The 19,368-nt window shown below is 36.9% G+C and carries 15 protein-coding genes; 7 read left to right on the top strand and 8 right to left on the bottom strand.

Annotated elements, in window-relative coordinates; translation table 11 throughout:
* Positions 1 to 63 precede the first annotated feature (63 nt).
* The 8 genes from BUA71_RS06795 to BUA71_RS06760 all read right to left on the bottom strand — a co-directional run bounded on the left by BUA71_RS06795 (position 64) and on the right by BUA71_RS06760 (position 12,037).
* Complete coding sequence (locus tag BUA71_RS06795) at positions 64 to 1,728, bottom strand: hypothetical protein (protein ID WP_139277070.1); 1,665 nt, start codon at positions 1,726 to 1,728, stop codon at positions 64 to 66.
* A 132-nt stretch (positions 1,729 to 1,860) separates the two neighbouring features.
* Complete coding sequence (locus BUA71_RS06790) at positions 1,861 to 3,357, bottom strand: hypothetical protein (RefSeq protein ID WP_139277069.1); 1,497 nt, start codon at positions 3,355 to 3,357, stop codon at positions 1,861 to 1,863.
* A gap of 559 nt (positions 3,358 to 3,916) precedes the next feature.
* Entirely contained in the window at positions 3,917 to 4,948 is a 1,032-nt protein-coding gene (locus tag BUA71_RS06785) for a M12 family metallopeptidase (RefSeq protein WP_072878015.1), read from the bottom strand.
* A gap of 376 nt (positions 4,949 to 5,324) precedes the next feature.
* Positions 5,325 to 6,950 (bottom strand): thrombospondin type 3 repeat-containing protein, encoded by a 1,626-nt coding sequence (locus BUA71_RS06780; RefSeq protein ID WP_072878013.1) that lies wholly within the window; start codon positions 6,948 to 6,950, stop codon positions 5,325 to 5,327.
* 119 nt (positions 6,951 to 7,069) lie between these two features.
* Entirely contained in the window at positions 7,070 to 8,530 is a 1,461-nt protein-coding gene (locus BUA71_RS06775) for a hypothetical protein (RefSeq protein WP_072878011.1), read from the bottom strand.
* A gap of 102 nt (positions 8,531 to 8,632) precedes the next feature.
* A complete protein-coding gene (locus tag BUA71_RS06770; RefSeq protein WP_072878010.1) occupies positions 8,633 to 9,622 on the bottom strand; it encodes a hypothetical protein in 990 nt (329 codons plus the stop codon).
* A gap of 218 nt (positions 9,623 to 9,840) precedes the next feature.
* Positions 9,841 to 10,857 (bottom strand): response regulator transcription factor, encoded by a 1,017-nt coding sequence (locus BUA71_RS06765; protein ID WP_072878008.1) that lies wholly within the window; start codon positions 10,855 to 10,857, stop codon positions 9,841 to 9,843.
* Between the two features lie 538 nt (positions 10,858 to 11,395).
* Positions 11,396 to 12,037 (bottom strand): protein-L-isoaspartate(D-aspartate) O-methyltransferase, encoded by a 642-nt coding sequence (locus tag BUA71_RS06760; RefSeq protein ID WP_072878402.1) that lies wholly within the window; start codon positions 12,035 to 12,037, stop codon positions 11,396 to 11,398.
* 133 nt (positions 12,038 to 12,170) lie between these two features.
* On the opposite strand from BUA71_RS06760, the gene BUA71_RS06755 reads away from it, so the two are divergent.
* The 7 genes from BUA71_RS06755 to miaA all read left to right on the top strand — a co-directional run bounded on the left by BUA71_RS06755 (position 12,171) and on the right by miaA (position 19,366).
* The gene (locus tag BUA71_RS06755) at positions 12,171 to 13,136 is read left to right on the top strand and encodes a Gfo/Idh/MocA family protein (RefSeq protein ID WP_072878007.1); all 966 of its coding nucleotides are present in this window, start codon (positions 12,171 to 12,173) and stop codon (positions 13,134 to 13,136) included.
* Positions 13,137 to 13,191: 55 nt separating this feature from the next.
* Positions 13,192 to 14,079 (top strand): 3-hydroxyacyl-CoA dehydrogenase family protein, encoded by an 888-nt coding sequence (locus BUA71_RS06750; protein WP_072878005.1) that lies wholly within the window; start codon positions 13,192 to 13,194, stop codon positions 14,077 to 14,079.
* Positions 14,080 to 14,106: 27 nt separating this feature from the next.
* Entirely contained in the window at positions 14,107 to 15,342 is a 1,236-nt protein-coding gene (locus BUA71_RS06745; RefSeq protein WP_072878001.1) for a DUF1015 domain-containing protein, read from the top strand.
* A gap of 14 nt (positions 15,343 to 15,356) precedes the next feature.
* Positions 15,357 to 16,010 (top strand): YggS family pyridoxal phosphate-dependent enzyme, encoded by a 654-nt coding sequence (locus BUA71_RS06740; protein ID WP_072877999.1) that lies wholly within the window; start codon positions 15,357 to 15,359, stop codon positions 16,008 to 16,010.
* 197 nt (positions 16,011 to 16,207) lie between these two features.
* Positions 16,208 to 17,581, top strand: coding sequence for an exonuclease domain-containing protein (locus tag BUA71_RS06735; protein WP_072877998.1), 1,374 nt, complete (start codon positions 16,208 to 16,210; stop codon positions 17,579 to 17,581).
* Positions 17,582 to 17,646: 65 nt separating this feature from the next.
* Positions 17,647 to 18,480, top strand: a complete 834-nt coding sequence (locus BUA71_RS06730) for an ion transporter (protein ID WP_072877997.1) — start codon at positions 17,647 to 17,649, stop codon at positions 18,478 to 18,480.
* A complete protein-coding gene (gene miaA, locus BUA71_RS06725; protein WP_245812548.1) occupies positions 18,431 to 19,366 on the top strand; it encodes a tRNA (adenosine(37)-N6)-dimethylallyltransferase MiaA in 936 nt (311 codons plus the stop codon). The genes BUA71_RS06730 and miaA overlap by 50 nt, the downstream gene beginning before the upstream one ends.
* Positions 19,367 to 19,368: the final 2 nt, after the last annotated feature.

Genomic DNA, 19,368 nt, shown 5'->3' with positions numbered 1-19,368 from the left:
AAAAGCAAAAAAGAAGGGCCCGTATAGGCCCTTCTAAAAATTGAACTAAAAATTTAATTCAGCTTAAGGTTGAATTATAGTAACATCTTCAGAACCATCAAGTGTATTTTGATCATTGGATATTACGATATTGTCTATAGCAAAATCGTTACCGTTGGCAGCTGTTTCTGCATTTTCAAAAACGCAGTTGATATCGCCATTGCCATCGGCTCTAAGCTTTAAGCCAACTGACATCCATGATTGGGAGCCACTAGAATAAGGCGCAACTATATTTGCGCCTGGAATAAGAGTACCGTTAACCCTTACTGCAAGGTCAACATTGTTATTCCCTCCTCCATTGTCATTTTTTAGAACATTCACAATGTCAAAGCTTATAAAGTACTCGGAATCTGGACATATTTGTTCTTCTGATATCACAAAATAAGGAGAAGTATTAGCCTCATCATCTTCTCCATTAATAATTAGCATATTACCACTACCAGTTAAGTTAATCCAATTACTATGTACCTGGCTTGGACTGGTAAAGAAACCATAGGTACCTTCATCTTGCATTGTACCGCTATTTGCAGTGTTAGAAGGTGTAGCAGTAGTTTTATCCACATAATTACCAGCAATACCAGTTATACCAGGAAGGAAAGCTTTATCATCATCTCCATCAAAGTCATTACTGTATTCAACTGGAGCTGAGAACAAACATGGATCTGAATCATCTTGATTTGAGCAATTCCCTTCTCTAAAGTGGTAATAGTTACTGGTGGAATCACCATTGCCATCTACACTATAATCTTGAGCCCTTACACCAGTTTCATCAAACATTCCAAACCTAATGAGATCGCCACGGGTACCATCACTATTAAGCAAATAAACTTCTCCATAATAGGTGTCAATTTCTCCTGGAGCATCTGGTAACTGTACACAAACGGGTTCTGCATATTCATAGGTTCCATATTCATCGGTTCCTTCTTTCAATTCATTACCGGCAACGAATAAAGGAGAACCTTTTGGGTTTGTACTATCCCCACTATAATTCCATACTTCAAATTCAAATACTGCGGGAGTGTGCCTTCCAGTTTCTTCATCACATACGTTGCCGAAAAGACATAGGTAAAGAATATCTACTTCTTCAAAATCGAAGAACAAATATCCATACTTGTTCACAAAATGTTCATCATAACAAAGCACTTGCACATCAACATATTTCTTTTGTCCATTATTCACAGAGAATGGATTACTGGGCAAAGCGTCGTCAACAAAATTTTGATATTGCGCAGGACCATAATTATCATCATCACGAGGTGCAAGATAAAGAAGTGTGTCATCGTTGTCATCATTATCATCGCCCCCCGATGCATAAACACCAAAGTAATTAAGTCTATAAACTCCTTCAGGCAGTTCCAATTCATCATTGGAGCCCTCTCCTGTTAACCAAGTACCATCGCTTTGAGGAATAATTGGCACATCGAAATGAGAGTCACCGTCTTTTTCGTAAACATTATCTCCAGTAGCACCTGTTAATAATTGGACTCTTACAAATAAATCCTCTTCACTATCTTCTGGACATTCCGGCAAGCCATTATTTTGTGTTCCCGGTGTTTGTTGTTTTGTTAAGACTGACTTATTGAAACCTTGCAAAAGCGCGTTAAAACCAAGGGCAGCCATTTCATCGCCCCCTTTTGGCCCATCGGGACCATCTCCATTGTCCTCTTTGCTACAAGAGGTTACCAGCATTGCCGCCATCGCTACAAATGCTAAATAAATTTTAATTCTTTTCATAATAAAAAATTTAGATTAATTAATAATTGGTTTGAATATAAACCTGTAAAAGAACCACCCAATGACAGGTTTATGGGTTTAATATTTTTATTCCGGTGGGAGTGGACATTCCCCTCCTCTGCTTGTTTTTATATAGTTAATTTCAAAATTTCCATTTTCCGTACTTTTTTCAGACCCTTCCAGGCTAGTCTTTTTTCCTAAAAACAGCACTTCAGAACAACTTACGTGTATAAATTCATTGGTTTGTCCGTCAATTAAAAATTCCAAATTATTACCAATAATATTACCGTGGCCATCGTGATTCCATTCGGCCGGGATATCTATAATATCACCATCAATTACTGTTATATTCTCAATAATGGCTTCATTATTACCTGTAATTTTATTCATTACTGTTAAAGTGATCGAATTTTGTCCTATATATTTAAGCTTAAGCTCGTTTACTTTCCCATCATCATCTTCATCATCACATACCCCACAATCTTCTGGTTCTTCCGGATCCTGAGGTTCTTCCTCACATTCCCCTTCGTTTTGGGTAAGATCATTTAGCAAAGCAACCTCATCTTCGGTATCGCAACAGCCTTCACGAAAGTGGTAATAGTAATGCTCCTGTTCTGCCCTATATATTTGAGATAAATTATAACTATCAAAATTTCCTTCTCTTATTAATGTTTCGGTATCATCTTCCACTAGCCATATTTTGGCATAAAAGCTTTCAGTTTGTTTTAATTTAGGAAGTGGGAAACATAAGGCATCGGCATAGTAGTGCGTGCCGTTATCATCGGTAAACGACTTTCTGGAATTTTGTGCTACGACCAGTAGATCACCGGCTTCAGATTCTTTCCAGACTTTAATTTTAAATGAGGCCGGAAGATGTTGTTGTGACTCATCACACACATTACCAAAAACGCATAAGTATTCTAAAGCGGTACTGTTGAAGTCAAAGAAAAGGTACCCAAAAGCAAAAGCATAATGCTCTTCATAGCAAAGTACTTCTACCGGTTGGTAGTATTTTACCCCGGGTCGAATTTTTACAGTTATGGGTAGCGGCTTTTTAACAAAATTATGGTATTGGATAGTTTCTGTATAGTCTAACTCTCCTTGTGGTCGCCTGGGAGCCATATAAATAATATCGGCAGGATCATTTCCCGGGGCACTGGCCACGGCAAAGTATTCCAGTGAGTATAAGCCTTCCTCCAGTTCTAAATCTGAAGATTCCTGAGTAAACCAGGCATCTAAAGTGCCATCTTCATCCATATCTGAGCCGTTGGGGTTTACTTCAATTTCAATTTTATTTTCATTGGAATTTTTAAACCACTCCCAAATATCGTTTTCATTTTTCACTTTGAGTGCAACCCTAACATACAAAGGCGAGTCGCTGGAACATTCTGGAATTTCATATACATCCTCCACCTGTTTAGTGATCGATTTTCGATTCGCTAAATCACTTAAAACACTTCCAAAGGATAATTTTCCCACATTTCTGGATTCTTCATTTTCTAATCCTGTTTCTTCTTTGGTACAGGAATAAAAACCAAAAGAAACGATGAACACGAATAAACTTAGGCGTATTATTTTTTTCATTTTAAAACTCATTAAATTAATGTCTCTAAAAGGAGTCAATTCTTAATAATTTCAATTGTAGGTAAACGAAATGGGGAGTTTAGTATTGAGCTTTAGTAGGTAGGAAACAGCTCGTTTAATAAAACTAAGATATGAGATACTTTCACATTTTATTATAAGGGAAAACCCTTAAAAAATGTTCTAAATCAAAAATTAATTGGGAAGCATATTAAATCATCGATTGAAAATAAATTTGTTAAAATTTCAGCGTGGTAATTCGATTGATATATAACACCAGGAAACTGTGTATTTATTCCACATCTTTGTAGAAAAACCGATCACGCAAAGTTAGGAAAAAGTTAAACTGAGGGGTAATTGAGCATAAATTGCTATTCCTGTCTAAAGAACATTTCTCTTTAATTTAACATTAATATATTATATCTATTTCAATCTTAATTGAGAATGGAATATGACCTTTAAGTGCTGGAAATTTCTAATTTAAACAAATGTAAAAACCCGAATAAAAATTCGGGTTTTGTTAAAATATAAATTTAAAATTCCTGGTAATTACTGAATTAGGTTAAACGTAATACCAGTAATTCTTGTAGAATTTTATTTCCAACCATCCATATTTCGAATAATGTAGCCAGGCATCATACATTCTTAAAGCTGTAATTCCATTTATCGTATAATACTCCCCATTTTCGTAGGTAGGTTTTTCTTTATCATTTTTAGGATACATCTTGTTGATACCTGCTATATCACCGGTAGAAAGAGCGTTACGCTGAATCTTATAAAGACTACCGTCTTTTTTAGTAATAGTGGGTTTACGATTAGTTGAGAAAGAATATGGACCATACATCATTATAGAGCCTAAATCTAAGTTACTGGTATATTCGTCCCCATCAAAACCATTGGTCTCGTAGGTATGAAAGTTATGCTCGGTACCTTTTCTTACATTTTCTAAATGTACGCTAATTACATCATTCCTATCTACCCTGCTTTGTTCGTGCCATAATCCTACGGCGTGACCTATTTCGTGAATAGTATTACCCGTACTACAATTGGAGGCCAGGGTAATCTTCTGTTTACCTCCTATCATCCCAACATAGGAAGCACAGCCGGAACCGGGAGTAAAATAGATATAATTAGATTGACCTGAACGCTTTTTGAATTTTAAAGAGGTTTTACTCTCCCAATGTTTTATGGCATCATAAACACGACTTTTTTCAGGCAAATTAGAACTAATTGAATAATATACGGTATTATTAGGCCATCTTCCAGATGTTTTACCGGTACTCTTTGTTTGCGGGATCGCTTCCTTATTCTTATAGATAATGGTTTGGGGTGATTTGCTGGATTTATTGGCCGGAATAAGGATGTCTCCCTGGTAAACATAATCTTCGTTATGTTGTTCTACCGGCATTTTTTGACCAGCATAATAAATATTAGAGATAGATCCGGTGTTTTCGGGGTAGGCTACTTCAGAGCCCTGGTTAGCAATTTCTTCGGGTTTAATTTGAGCTTCTGTTTCAACATTTTCTGAAATTTCGTCTTTACTACAAGCTAAAATCGCTAAAACAGGTAATAATAAAAATTTACTTTTTTTCATAAGTAGGGTATTACTTTTTTAAAATTTAATTAAATATAGTTTCCGCTGAAATGGCAAGCTTCGTTCCAAAAAAAACAAAAAACCAATTATAACATTTTAATAGTCAGATTCCTACAAGAATCTATCGCGGACTAATTTTGTTGTCGATAATTTCACAATAACGAAAAAAAAGAAAATTTATTTTCATGAAAGTAAGATCTAAGAGAAAACCCGTAATTAGGATTTTTCCATATTGCCGCTTTAATAAAACAAAAAAGCTGTGCGATAAAATCGCACAGCCCTGTCTCTATATCTGTCAATAGAAATCGAGATACAAAAACCAATCCAGTGAATTAGTCACCCCCCGGTAATATAAGTTCACTGGATATTTCATTATCTATTCTACTTCATCACCACAAACATTAGCTACAATGCTTGCATAGAAGACATCAGAAAAAGCGCCTGAAACATTAAATGTTCCCTCTGCAGCTCCTTCTCCCTCAGCATCAAGTCCAGATTCGGTACGACAAATTTCATTTGATAGTGCCGCGTCTGAATAAATTTTAATTTGATAGTCCTGCAGTGTATAACCATCTATCATATTTATCACATAAAAAATATCTCCTCCTATGGACCAATCTATAGTTATCGTAGCAACTCTTTCATTAAAATTATCTCCTAAAAAGAAGGCAGGATCATCAATAACAGTGGGTTCTGAAACATTTCCATTGAGATAGTAATTTGTACAATCTACAGTTATTGTGAATTCACATTCCGTAGAATCATCTACCTCACATCCAAATTCGTCAACTTCTACTCCAAGTGGAGTTTCAGGACATTCATCTACATCGTTTGGTACACCGTCACCATCTATATCATCATCACAACCGTCTGGTACTCCATCACCGTCATAATCCATATTATCATCAAAACCTTCACATTGGTCCTGGCCATTTGGCACATTGTCATTATCACAATCGGCGTTAGGATCTTCAAGATCACATTCTCCACCATTTCCATTTCCATTACCATCATCGTCACCACAATTAAAAGATAAATGCAGGTAATCTACAGTGGTATCATCTCCATCTCTATCTAGCATTTCCTGAACATCAGCCCAGCTTAAATAACCAGAGATCGTGGCACTATTGTCAACATCGCCATAATTACCGTCCCAATCTTCTAAGGTAAGTTCGTAATACAGGTAATCATCCTCTGCAGCCTCACCATAAATTGGTTCTGGAACCGCAACACATAAAGGGTTTGCAAAATAATCTCCGTCATTGTTCATACCGGTATTCGGCATATCCCCATCAATTATTTGCATATTATTATCATCGTCGTCGTCATTAACGTACCATAGATCTAAGCTATAGTTTGCGGTGTAGTGACGGCCATTATCTGCACAATAGTTAACGAAGAAACAAAGCTCGTGAAGTTTCTTCGGAATTAAATCGAAGAAAAGGTAGCCATATTGATTTACTTCCCTATCATCGAAGCAAAGCACTTCTACATCCACATATTTCTTCACTCCAGCCTTAAGGTCTATTTCCATTGGTAATGCATTATCAACATAACCATCATATTCTCCACTATCATCATCATCTATAGGAGCCACCCAAATAACATTTCCATCATCATCATAAACAATGAATTCTTCAAGTATATATTGACCTGGTTCTAATTCCAGATCTTCGGAATAATCTGTATAATAATCCATATTCCCATCTCCATCAAGATCATCTGATAGTACATCTAAAGTAAAAGTGGATGATCCACTTGAACCCGCTCGTCTACCAGATATGGTTACAGTTGCCGGTTCAGCATCTGAACATTCTGGAACATCGGAAAAATGGGATTTGGTTGTCGGTTGTTTGTTTAAGAGATCATTTAGGCTTACCCCAAATGACAATGTAGCTTTATCTGCACTCGTATTTTGCATGGGATCTTCTTCCTTACTACAGGAAGAAAATAGCAATGCAAAAATAGCAATGCAAGCCATTAGTATTTTATATTTTTTCATCATTTAAAAATTTAAGATTTTAGCCTTACTAAAAATCTGATTTTAAAATAAAGACACCTCCTGAGAAACAAGAGGTGTCTTTGTTTCTATTCTTTATTAAGAATCACTCACACACATGCTTATTGCTGAACATAAGGTCCACAAGCGATTGGCAATGTGGCTTCATAAGATCCGCCTACTGTCATACCGTGTAGTACCGCTGTTTTCTCATCTAATGGATCTAGATCACCAGAAAGACTTCCAGAAAGATTAAATGTTCTCTGGTAGAAGTACATTCCAGTACCGTCAGCTGTAGGGAAGCTTGAATCTGCATTCTCTAAGGCCAATAAAACTCCACCATAGGTTGCCGCTCCTTCTCCAAGTTGAATTAAACCATCTCCATTACTATCCTGAGACATATCTGGGCAGGTAGAAATAGTACCATCGGTAAACCCATGTATATGTTGTGGGTGCGGTTGATTAGCTTCTGTGTTATTAGCAACTACCTGAGTATATAAAGTTGTTCCAGAAGAATTCTCTGTTAAAGCTAAATATGAAAAAGCTACCACTTCTGAACCGTTTAAAGATTTCAAACAAGCTTTATAGTACTCTTTGTCTTCGCGAGGATCTGGAATCATCATATCGTCTTCACCACAATCTCCTTCAAAGAAATGGTAATATTCTAAGTTGTCATCTCCATCGAATAAAGTTCTAACTTCTGTATCGGTAATTGCACCGGCACGAATAATTTCTTCGGTTACATTGTATTCATCTGTACTAAGAATAGTGATTTCAATCCAGTATTCATCATCACCTTCACCATCTGGTAATACAATACATAATGGATCTGCAGCATAGTCGCCATCATTGTTCTGGCTTACTCCAGCAGTAAGGTCATCATAAAGTTGATCGGTTTTTTCACCGTCTTCATAGTTCCATACATCTACACTGTAAGATGCAGTATAGTGTCTTCCATTAGGTGTACAGTAGTTACCAAATATGCAATATTCAATAAGTTCTTTTCCTTCAATATCAAAGAAAAGGTATCCATAAAGATTGGCCATACGATCATCGTAGCACAATACTTCTACGTCAACATACTTTTTAACACCTGCTTTAAGGTCAATATCCATTGGTAATGGATTGGTAACATAACCGTCAAAGTCTCCAGAACCATCATCGATAGGAGCAATCCAAATCATATCACCATCAGAATCCCTCACGATAAATTCCTCTAAAGTATAAATACCGGGAGAAAGTTCAAGATCACTGGAATAATCTGTGTAATAATCCATATCCCCATCTCCGTCAAGATCATCAGACAAAACATCTAATGTTAACTCTATATCAGCACCGCTGGATTGGGATATTACTACATCCACAGTTGCAGGAGCTTCGTCTGAACATTCTGGAATGTCAGAAAAATGTGCTTTGGTTTGATTCTTCGCTCCATTATTGAGCAAATCATTCAAAGTGGTGCCAAAAGACAATTGAGCTTTTTCACCATCATCTGGCAAACTGCCCGATTCCTCCTTACTACAGGAAGTAAAGCATAACGCTAATACTGCGAAATACATAAAGTAATTTTTAAAATTTTTCATAGTTAAAAGTATTTAAAGGTTAATAATTAAAAATTTAGAATGGTTAATATTTCCAGGATTTAAAGTCAACAATTGAGTTTTAAACCGGGGTTTTCTTTGTTTTTATTGATTTGGCACCACAAATGGCGGCGCATTCTCAGATTCACATCCATACCTAAAATGGTAATAATCCATAGTATTATCTTCGTTGTAATACATCTTAATTCCTGCATCGGTAATCGCACCCGAGAGCACAACTTTACCAGCATCAACAGTATTATACTCTGCTGTATTGTTTATACTAATTTCAAAATAGTAATTATCCACTCCCGATCTGTCTGGCAGCCATAGACATAAAGGTTTTGCATAATATATCTCACCATTTTCCTTGAAATGTACCTCACTTGTTAACTCATCATAGAGTAAATCGCCGCTGGCATCTGTACCCTGCCAAACGTTTACCTGATAACCAGCTACATAGTGTTTTCCAGTATCTGGGGCACAGTAATTCCCAAACAGGCAGAATTTAATTAGCGATAAAGGTTTTACATCAAAAAATTGATATCCATATTGATTTACTTCCCTATCGTCGAAGCACAAAACTTCTATAGGTACATATTTCTTCGTACCGGCGCCTAGTTTAAAATTTATTGCCAGGGGGTTATTTACAAAAACAGCATACTCACTACCTTCTTTCGGTGCCACCCAAATAGGGGGTAACTGACTGTTATTTTCAGGATTACCTGCATAAACCATAAAATCTGTGAGACTAACATTGGTACTATTTTGACCGGAAGGAATTGGAATAGCCAACTCATCATCATAATCTGTAAAAAAATCATTATCATCTGAAAGTATTGGAACTATCGCATCCACTTCTCCAAGATCGTGGGTTAAAACTACCCTGGCAAAAGTCGGGGTCTCTTCAGAGCACTGCGGGATAGCTTGCCTAAAATCTCCAGCCTTATTAGATCCCCCAAATACCGTTTCCATCGCTATAAATCCCATTTTCATTTCTTCAGTATCTATATAATTCGCTTGTTCCTTACTGCAGGATAAACAAAACAACGCACAGATTGCAATACCTATTGAATGGAGTTTAAAGCTTTTCATATCTTTAAAGCGTTTGGTTAATACTTAGTTTTTAATACTTGTAGCCTTATTTGTAGGTATTTCTGGCTACACACAACAATTACCTCGGGGAAGTGTAATTGATCAATTTACTTTAAAGTAGTGGAATTGGGGTGACTACTTTTGTTGATGTAAATATAGTAGCAAAACCTTCTTTAAATCAATGGGGGAATTCCCGCGTATTTTGATTTTCAGGTTGGTTATACTTTTTGAAGGTCGAGTAATTTATGATTTATAGCGTAAATAATACTCTCTAAAATCGTATCAGAATTAGTTCTTTTAATGATGTTGGATCTATGTTTTTCTATGGTCTTAGCAGAAATAAAGAGCGTCTTAGAGATATCTTTAGTGCGATAACCTTTAATTAACAGCTCTATAATTTCCTTTTCTCTTTTAGTGAATTTAAAGTCGGCTATTTGTTTATTCTCATTAAAACATTCTTCTACAGCATTCGAGGTGGTGCCAATATTAGAATTAATCATCTCCTCACCCTCCATAAAATCAATTATCATAATAAAATAATGATTGCAATTCCTGTTTAGTTTGGAAAAGTTAATGCGCGCGTTTCTTATTTTATCATTTCTAAGTAATAAAGGAGCTTTAGTGACTGCTTTTATATGTTTACCACGGGCAAAATTCCTTAAGCTTTCCTTTACTTTTTGTACATTCTCACATCTTACAAAATCTGTAAGCTGCAGCCCCTCTTTTTTAGTTATCCTAAAATTCTGTTTAAAAGCATCGTTCATCTCAATGATTTCGTTTTGATCCAATAGCAATACAGGTTTGGAGAGAAGGTGAAACATTCCCATAAAAGAGTCTTTCCAAAAATTTGAAAGAGAGGGGTTAGAATAAACCATCTTTATGATTTTTCCACATAATGCTTCCACGCTTGAGGAATAAACAAATTCATCTACAACTTTTCTAAACCTACTTTCAGCCTCAGCACGATAACACTCATCGACATAAACTACTAACCAGGCTTTGGTTAAAAAATGGTTAGATTTGAAGTTGGCAATGTTTTTAAAATTTCTTCCAGATCTAAACGAGGAATAGTCCAAAAGAATAATATCGGGAAGGAGATTAAGTGCCATATTAAATCCTACGTGCAATGAACTAGCGTGAGCTATTTCAAATTGCATACTTGTTCCCTCCTCAATGCAGTCCAGCATACTCTGCTTATTGGTAACCACCAATAAATGTTTCTTTTCTGAAATCATAATAAATTAGTTTATAGCTGTAAAAGCCAATTAATAAAAATTGCTTGGGGCAATGATGTAGGGAAATAAACTTAAAAACAATCAATAATCTTTTTTCCGGGGGGAATGGAAAAACCAGTAGCGTAAGTAATTTGGGATAATCAAATATAGGGGAATCCACTTAACTTTGACAAAAAAATTTCGTAATATTATACTGACAATCAGTGAAATAAGAAATAGATAAAATGCATTATTTATTCGATAAAGGAAAATCAATTGGCAGTTGCAATATCCAGTTGGCAGTCGTAGTGAGTAGGAAATATGGGGGATGTAGAATGTAGATTGTATAGTGTAGCCCAAGAAAGATCGATAAGAGAAAAAATTAGGCAGCGGTGTTCAGTAGGCAGTACCAGTAGGCAGTGGGCCAACATGCAACTCGCAACTTGCACCCCGCAACTAATGTCAAAAAACAAACCAAAAAAAAGCCAGAAACCAGCAGGTTTAGAAATGACATTAATTAAAACTCAGACCCCATAACTGAAAACCGAGAACCGAGAACCTAATTCTTATCCTCCAATAAAGGAACAAACCGAAATTCTCCAAACTCGGTTTTATCAAATTCGTGAAGGGATTTTCTAATAAACAACGTCATGGTTTGAGATTCGTCGCCAACGGGAATAACCATTCTTCCGCCAACAGCCAATTGGCCCAACAAAGCTTTAGGAACATAAGGCGCTCCCGCAGTAACTACAATTTTATCAAAAGGTGCATAATTTGGCATACCTTTATAACCATCTCCAAAACTAAGGTGCTTGGGACGGTAGCCTATTTTATTCAAGAAAGATTTAGTTTTTTTATATAGTTCCCGCTGTCTCTCTATACTATATACTTTTGCGCCCAACTCACATAGAACCGCAGTTTGATAACCACTCCCGGTTCCAATCTCCAGCACCTTGTCTCCTTTTTCTACTTCCAATTTTTCTGTTTGGAAAGCTACAGTATAAGGTTGGGAAATAGTTTGATCTGCCGCAATGGGGAAAGCCTTATCCTGGTAAGCGTGATCTTCAAAACTGCTATCCATAAAAAGGTGCCTGGGAATTTTACCAATAGCCTCAATTACCGATTGGCTGGTAATTCCTTTCTTTTTTACAATATTTACCAATTGCTGCCTCTTGCCTTTATGTCTATAGTTGTCCTTAATCACTTTTACACCATTTAAACTGTAAAAGTACTCATTCGTTTGCAAAGTTTCAAAGTGAAAACCGGGGAGATTCCTGTACTAATTTCTAAACTATTTACAATCAAAATGCTATTTTTGTGGAAAATGCTAAAATATGTTGAAAGTTGGCGTATTGGGTGCCGGGCACCTGGGGAAGATTCACCTAAAATTACTTAATCAATCTTCAAAATATGAACTGGTAGGCTTTTATGATGCTAGTTTAGAGAATTCAGAACAGGTGCAGGAAGAATTTGGTTATACTTCTTTTAAATCTATAGATGAACTTTTAGATGCTGTAGATGTAATAGATGTAGTTACCCCTACCCTTTCCCACTTCGAAGTTGCCAAAATTGCCATAAAAAAAGGAAAGCATCTTTTTATTGAAAAACCAATTACCAATACTTTTGCCGAGGCAGAAGAACTTATTGCCCTAACCGAGAAACATAAAGTAAAAGGCCAGGTTGGGCATGTAGAACGTTTTAATCCCGCTTTTAGGGCAGTTGCTTCTCGCATAGAAAACCCCATGTTTATTGAGGCGCACCGGCTTGCAGAGTTTAATCCGCGGGGTACCGATGTGCCGGTGGTTTTAGACCTAATGATACACGATATTGATGCCGTGCTTAGCGTGGTAGATTCTAAAGTAAAAGATATTAGTGCCAGCGGAGTAGCTGTAATAAGTGACACTCCCGATATTGCGAATGCCAGGATCAAGTTTGAAAATGGCTGTGTTGCAAATCTTACCGCCAGCCGAATTTCCATGAAAAATATGCGTAAATCGAGGTTTTTTCAGCGGGATGCTTATATTTCGGTAGATTTTCTGGAGAAAAAATGTGAGGTGGTAAAAATGAAAGATGTCCCAGAAAATCCTGATGATTATGCCATGATCCTGCAAAATGCTGAAGGGGTTAAAAAACAAATTTATTTTGATAATCCTGAAGTTTCCCCAAACAACGCTATTTTAGATGAACTGGAAACTTTTGCAGATGCCATAAACAACGATACCACACCTATTGTGAGTTTAGAGCAGGGCGCCGAAGCCTTGCGTGTAGCCAACGCGGTAATAGCAAGTTTTAGCGATTAATTAATCAATAAAATCACAGGAAGTAAACCTTCCGAAGAAATTAAAACCACACAAAATGAAAAATATAGCAGTTATAGGAGCAGGAACTATGGGAAACGGAATTGCCCATACTTTTGCCCAGTTTGGATACCAGGTAAACCTCATTGATATTTCTGAAGAAAGCCTGAATAATGGCATGAAAACCATCTCGGGAAACCTGGATAGAATGGTTTCCAAAGAAAAAATAAGCGAGGCCGATAAGGAAGCCACCTTAAACAATATCACCACGTTCACCGATATTCCTGAAGGAGTTAAAAATGCAGAGGTTGTGGTTGAAGCTGCCACCGAAAATGAAGAACTAAAATTAAAGATCTTTAAACAATTAGACGAGACCTGCTCTAAAGAAACGGTGTTGGCCAGTAATACTTCTTCTATTTCTATCACTAAAATTGCTTCGGTTGTTTCAAATCCCGAACGTGTAATTGGCATGCACTTTATGAATCCCGTGCCTATAATGAAATTGGTAGAAATTATTCGAGGTTACAATACCAGTGATGAGATCACTAATAAGACCATGGAACTTTCAGAAAGTTTAAAAAAAGTTCCGGTGGAGGCAAATGACTATCCCGGTTTTGTTGCCAACAGGATTTTAATGCCTATGATTAATGAAGCTATTGAAAGTTTTTACAACGGCGTGGCCGGAGTTAAAGAAATAGATACGGTAATGAAATTGGGAATGGCCCATCCCATGGGACCACTTCAATTAGCCGATTTTATTGGTTTAGATGTTTGTCATTCTATTCTGGAAGTTATGTACAACGGCTTTAAGAATCCTAAATACGCACCCTGTCCCCTACTCACTAATATGGTAACAGCAGGAAAACTAGGCGTAAAATCTGGTGAAGGTTTCTATGATTATTCTGAAAGTAAGAAAGCTGAAAAAGTTTCTGAACAATTTAGTTAATCCTCATTAAAACTTAATTACAGTTTTTTGACACAAATACTTCCTTTTAAAGCGGTTAGGCCTTTGCGGGCTAAAGCTGGCCTGGTGGCCACCCGCTCTTACGATGATTATAGTGAAGCAGAGATTAAGGCGATACTCCAGTATAACCCGTATTCTTTTCTACATATTTTAAACCCGGGGTTTAAATTTCAGCATCAAATTACCGGGAGCCATAAATTTGAAATGGTTAGAAACCGGTACCTGGAGTTTAAAGAAGAAAACTCGTTTATAAAAGACAAAAAACCGGCTTATTACCTCTATAAAATAGTAAGCAGGGAGACTAGCTGTTTTGGCATTATCGCGGCAGCCAGTGTAAAAGATTACGAGAACAACCTCATTAAAAAACACGAGGATACCATTGCCAACAGGGAAATACTTTTTAAAGATTATTTAAAAACGGTTGGTTTTAATACAGAGCCGGTACTGCTCACTTATCCCGATAGTCCCAGGCTTAATGAGTTGTTGAAGCAGGTTATGCAAACCCGTGCTGAGTATGAATTTGCCACAACAGACAAAGAGGTACATTATTTGTGGAAGATAGACAAAACACCTTTAGTGGAAACCATAAAAGAGGAATTTGAGAAAATGTCACATTTGTATATTGCAGATGGGCACCATCGCAGTGCTTCTTCTTATATGCTTTCTAAAGAAACTGAAAATGGAAACCCGGGACACAATGGCCGCGAGTCATACAACTACTTTATGAGTTACCTTATTTCAGAAAGTAATCTTAAAATCCACGAATATAGTAGGCTCATTAGAGACCTTAATAATTACAGCAAAGAAGAGTTTCTTATAAAATTAGATGAACACTTTAGAATAGAAAATCACGGCAATAAATTTTTGGCTCCGCTAGAGAAACATCACTTCAATATGTATTTAGACGGGGAATTTTACTCGTTGTATTTAAGAAAAACCAATTATAAATTTAGCGATTCGCTAAGTAAATTAGACCCTTATATTTTATATAAAAAAGTACTGCAACCCATTTTAGGAATTGAAGATCTTAGAAATGACAGGCGTATTTCTTATATTCACGGCAAGTATGATCTTATTGAAATTAAATCCCGCATTGATAGTGGCGAGTTTGCAGTAGGTTTTGGAATGCTTCCCTTAAGTATAGAAGAGATTAAGGAGACTGCAGATGAAGGTTTAACAATGCCCCCAAAAAGCACTTATATTGAGCCTAAATTGAGAAGCGGATTAACGATTTACGAATTTTAAAGAACAGGTTTTATATGGATATTAAAGAGAATGTAAGGCAATTTAAAAATGAAATCCCAGAGGATGTCACCCTTGTAGCTATTTCAAAAACCAAACCGGTAGAAGATCTACTGGAAGCTTACGATACCCCAATTAGGCATTTTGGTGAAAATAAGATACAGGAAATGACCGAAAAATACAAACAGTTACCCAATGACATAAAATGGCATATGGTGGGACATGTACAGCGTAATAAGGTAAAATACATGGCGCCTTTTGTTCACTTAGTGCACGCGGTAGATAGTCTTAAGTTACTTAAAGAAATAAATAAGCAAGCCAAAAAATGTTCCCGCAGCATAGACTGCCTTTTACAAATAAAAATTGCTGAAGAAGACAGTAAATACGGGATTTCTGCTGAAGAAGCCGAAGAGATATTAAATTCAGATAAATTTAAAGAATTTGAGAACGTTAAGGTAAAAGGCCTTATGGGCATGGCTACCTTTACAGACGATAAAGAACAGGTGAAAAAGGAATTTCAACATTTAAAATCGGTTTTTGATGATTTTAAAGAGAAATATTCAGAAATGAGCATCCTTTCCATGGGAATGAGTGGGGATTATAAAATTGCCCTGGAATGTGGTAGCAATATGCTACGCATAGGCAGTAGTCTTTTTGGCGCCAGGGATTAATTCCCCCCAATTATTTGGAAATAAACTGAGGCTAAAAGTATTGTGATTCGTCACTGCGGGTCAGGAAGCAATCTCTAACTTTTTAAACAATCTCACTATACAAAAGGAATATTTATCTTGAGATAAACCTCAGAAATCCCGATAGTTACCGGGACTGATCCCCATCATCGAGTAGAAACAACAGAAGCAGGAAATTTTTGTACGCAGTATTAGACATAGAAACCACGGGTGGTAAATTTAATGAAGAAGGAATTACTGAAATTGCCATTTATAAATTCGATGGGCATAAAGTAATAGATCAATTTATAAGTCTCGTTAATCCCGAAAGACCAATTCAGCCGTTTGTAGTTAAACTCACAGGGATAAGTAATGATATGCTTCGCAATGCACCTAAGTTTTATGAGGTTGCCAGGCGTATCGTAGAGATTACTTCAGATTGTATCCTGGTAGCCCATAATGCTAAATTCGATTACCGAATTTTACGCACCGAGTTTAGACGTTTGGGCTTTAATTTTGAAAAGAAATCGCTTTGTACGGTAGAACTTTCCCAAAAGCTTATGCCGGGACAGAAATCCTACAGCTTGGGGAAACTGGTAAGAGCGTTGGGAATTCCATTAAGCGACAGGCATCGAGCCAGTGGTGATGCCCAGGCGACCGTTAAGCTCTTTAAAATGTTAATGGCTAAAGATGTAGAAAAAAACATTCTTAAAGATGCGGTAAGACTGGAACCAAAACGTAGATTAGACACTAAACTTATTTATATTTTAGAAGATCTACCGGGTACTACCGGGGTTTATTATTTTCACGATAAAGACGGGGAAATTATTTACATAGGTAAAAGTAAGAATATTAAAAAACGCGTAACGCAACATTTTACCAGTGAGCAACATAAAGCCCGGCAAATGCAGAAGGAAGTTACTTCGGTGAGCTATGAAGCCACGGGTAATGAGCTTGCTGCATTATTAAAGGAAAACCAGGAGATAAAACAGAATAAACCCAAATACAACAAAGCGCTAAAAGGAAATATCTTTAGCCATGCTTTGTATCATACAACCGATGATAATGGATATATTCATCTAAAAATAGGTAAAGCCGGACGAAAAGGTAGTGTTACCACTTTTTCTTCAGCTAAAAGAGGGAAAAATGTCCTGGAAAAATGGGTAGAAGAATATAAATTGTGCAAAAAGCTATGTCACTTAGAGAAGACGGAGGGTCCTTGTTTTCAATACACCATAGAAAATTGTCACGGTGCCTGTATAGAAAAAGAACCGGCCTCTACCTATAACGAACATGTTAGGGAGTTAATTGACAGCCACTCTTACAAAAACCAAAATATGCTGTTAATAGCACCCGGCCGGGAGATCGATGAAAAGTGTGCCCTTTTCATTGAAGACGGGGAATTTAAAGGAATTGGGTATTATAATTTAAATCATCAAATCAAGAATATGGAGATTATAAAATCTATAATTACTCCCATGAAAAATGATCGCGATGCACAGCATATCATCCAGAGTTATTTGAGAAGAAACAGGAGAATTAAGATCCTGCAGTTAGACCCGCAAACCAAATAAGGGTCATAAAACTATAAATCATCACGAAATTACTTAAATTTGAATAGTACTTAAACGCCTTTACCTTGAGTAAAACTAAACCAAAATCTGCCTGGAGACATAAGCTGCATGAGATTATTTATGAGGCAGATACCCCATCGGGGAAAGTTTTTGATGTCGGCATCCTAATTGTTATTGTGATTAGTATTGCGCTAGTGATGCTGGAGAGTGTTGGTCATCTCAACCTTAAATATTATTGGGAATTCTATATCGCAGAATGGGTAATCACCATTATTTTTACCATAGAGTATATTTTACGCATTATTTCGATAAAAAAACCCAAACATTATATTTTTAGTTTTTACGGAATTGTAGATTTACTCTCTACCCTGCCCACCTATATAGTCTTTATTTTTGGTGGCCACAACTTGTTATTTGCCGTGCGGGCGCTACGTTTATTAAGAATTTTTAGGATCTTAAAGGTTACCCGCTATATTGGAGAATCCAATCGGTTAAAGAATGCCTTAAAAAGCAGCGGACCAAAAATTACCGTTTTTTTATTTGCCGTTATAATTATTTGCATCATCGCAGGAACTTTAATGCATCTTATTGAAGGCGAAGCCGGCGGTTTCGATAATATTCCCGTAAGCATTTACTGGAGTATTGTAACGCTCACTACCGTAGGATTTGGAGATATTCACCCCATTACCCCGCTAGGCCAGTTTATTGCCTCATTTATTATGATAGTAGGTTATGGAATTATTGCGGTGCCTACCGGGATTGTCTCTTCAGAATTCACTAAATCTGAAAAAGATAGTATTCCAAAAAATACCCAGGCCTGTCGATTTTGCAATGAAACAGAACATTTAGATGATGCCGAATTTTGTCATAACTGCGGAAGAAGACTCGATGAAAAATAAACATCTACTTAATGTAGTGGGACCTACCGCAATAGGAAAAACCTCGCTTGCCATTGCCCTTGCCCAGCATTTTAAAACTGAAATAATTTCGGCAGACTCCCGGCAGTTTTTTAAAGAAATGAACCTGGGTACCGCAGTTCCTTCTAAAAAAGAATTAGCTGCAGCCACACATCATTTTATTCAGCAACGTTCTATAGAAGACCCATATACCGTAGGCGATTTTGAAACTGAAGCCCTTGCAAAATTAAATGAGATTTTTACGAAAAATGATGTTGCCGTTATGGTGGGGGGCAGCGGACTCTACACAAAATCTGTGCTGCAGGGCTTAGATCATTTTCCGCAGGTTCCCCCAGAAATTAAATCGCAACTCAATAAACAATTTGAAGAAGAAGGCTTAAAACCATTGCAAGAGCAATTAAGAACTTTAGATCCCAGTTATTTTAAGGACGCCGATATTCAAAATCCGCAACGCGTTATTCGCGCTTTGGCCGTTTCCATGAGTGCGGGTCACCCTTATTCTTCCTATTTAGATCAGCCAAAAGAAGAAAGAAAATTCAAGGCTATTAGCATAGGACTTACCGCTGAAAGGGAAGTGATTTACAGCAGGATCAACTATCGGGTAGATCTTATGATGCAGGCGGGTTTGCTGGAGGAAGCAAAAGCCTTGTTTCCAAAGCGCCATTTAAATGCTTTAAATACCGTGGGCTATAAAGAGCTTTTTGAGTTTCTAAAAGGCAACTGTAGTCTGGAAACCGCAGTAGCTGAAATTAAGAAAAACACCCGTAGATTTGCCAAAAGACAACTCACCTGGTTTAGAAAAGACCCCAACATCCATTGGTTTGATTATAAAACGCAGGTTGAAGAGATTGTTGATGAGGTGATGTGATG

It is taken from the genome of Salegentibacter echinorum (assembly GCF_900129445.1).
Taxonomy (GTDB): domain Bacteria; phylum Bacteroidota; class Bacteroidia; order Flavobacteriales; family Flavobacteriaceae; genus Salegentibacter; species Salegentibacter echinorum.
Note: the sequence above shows the minus strand (reverse complement) of the source record. Positions and strands in the feature narration are given on the sequence as shown.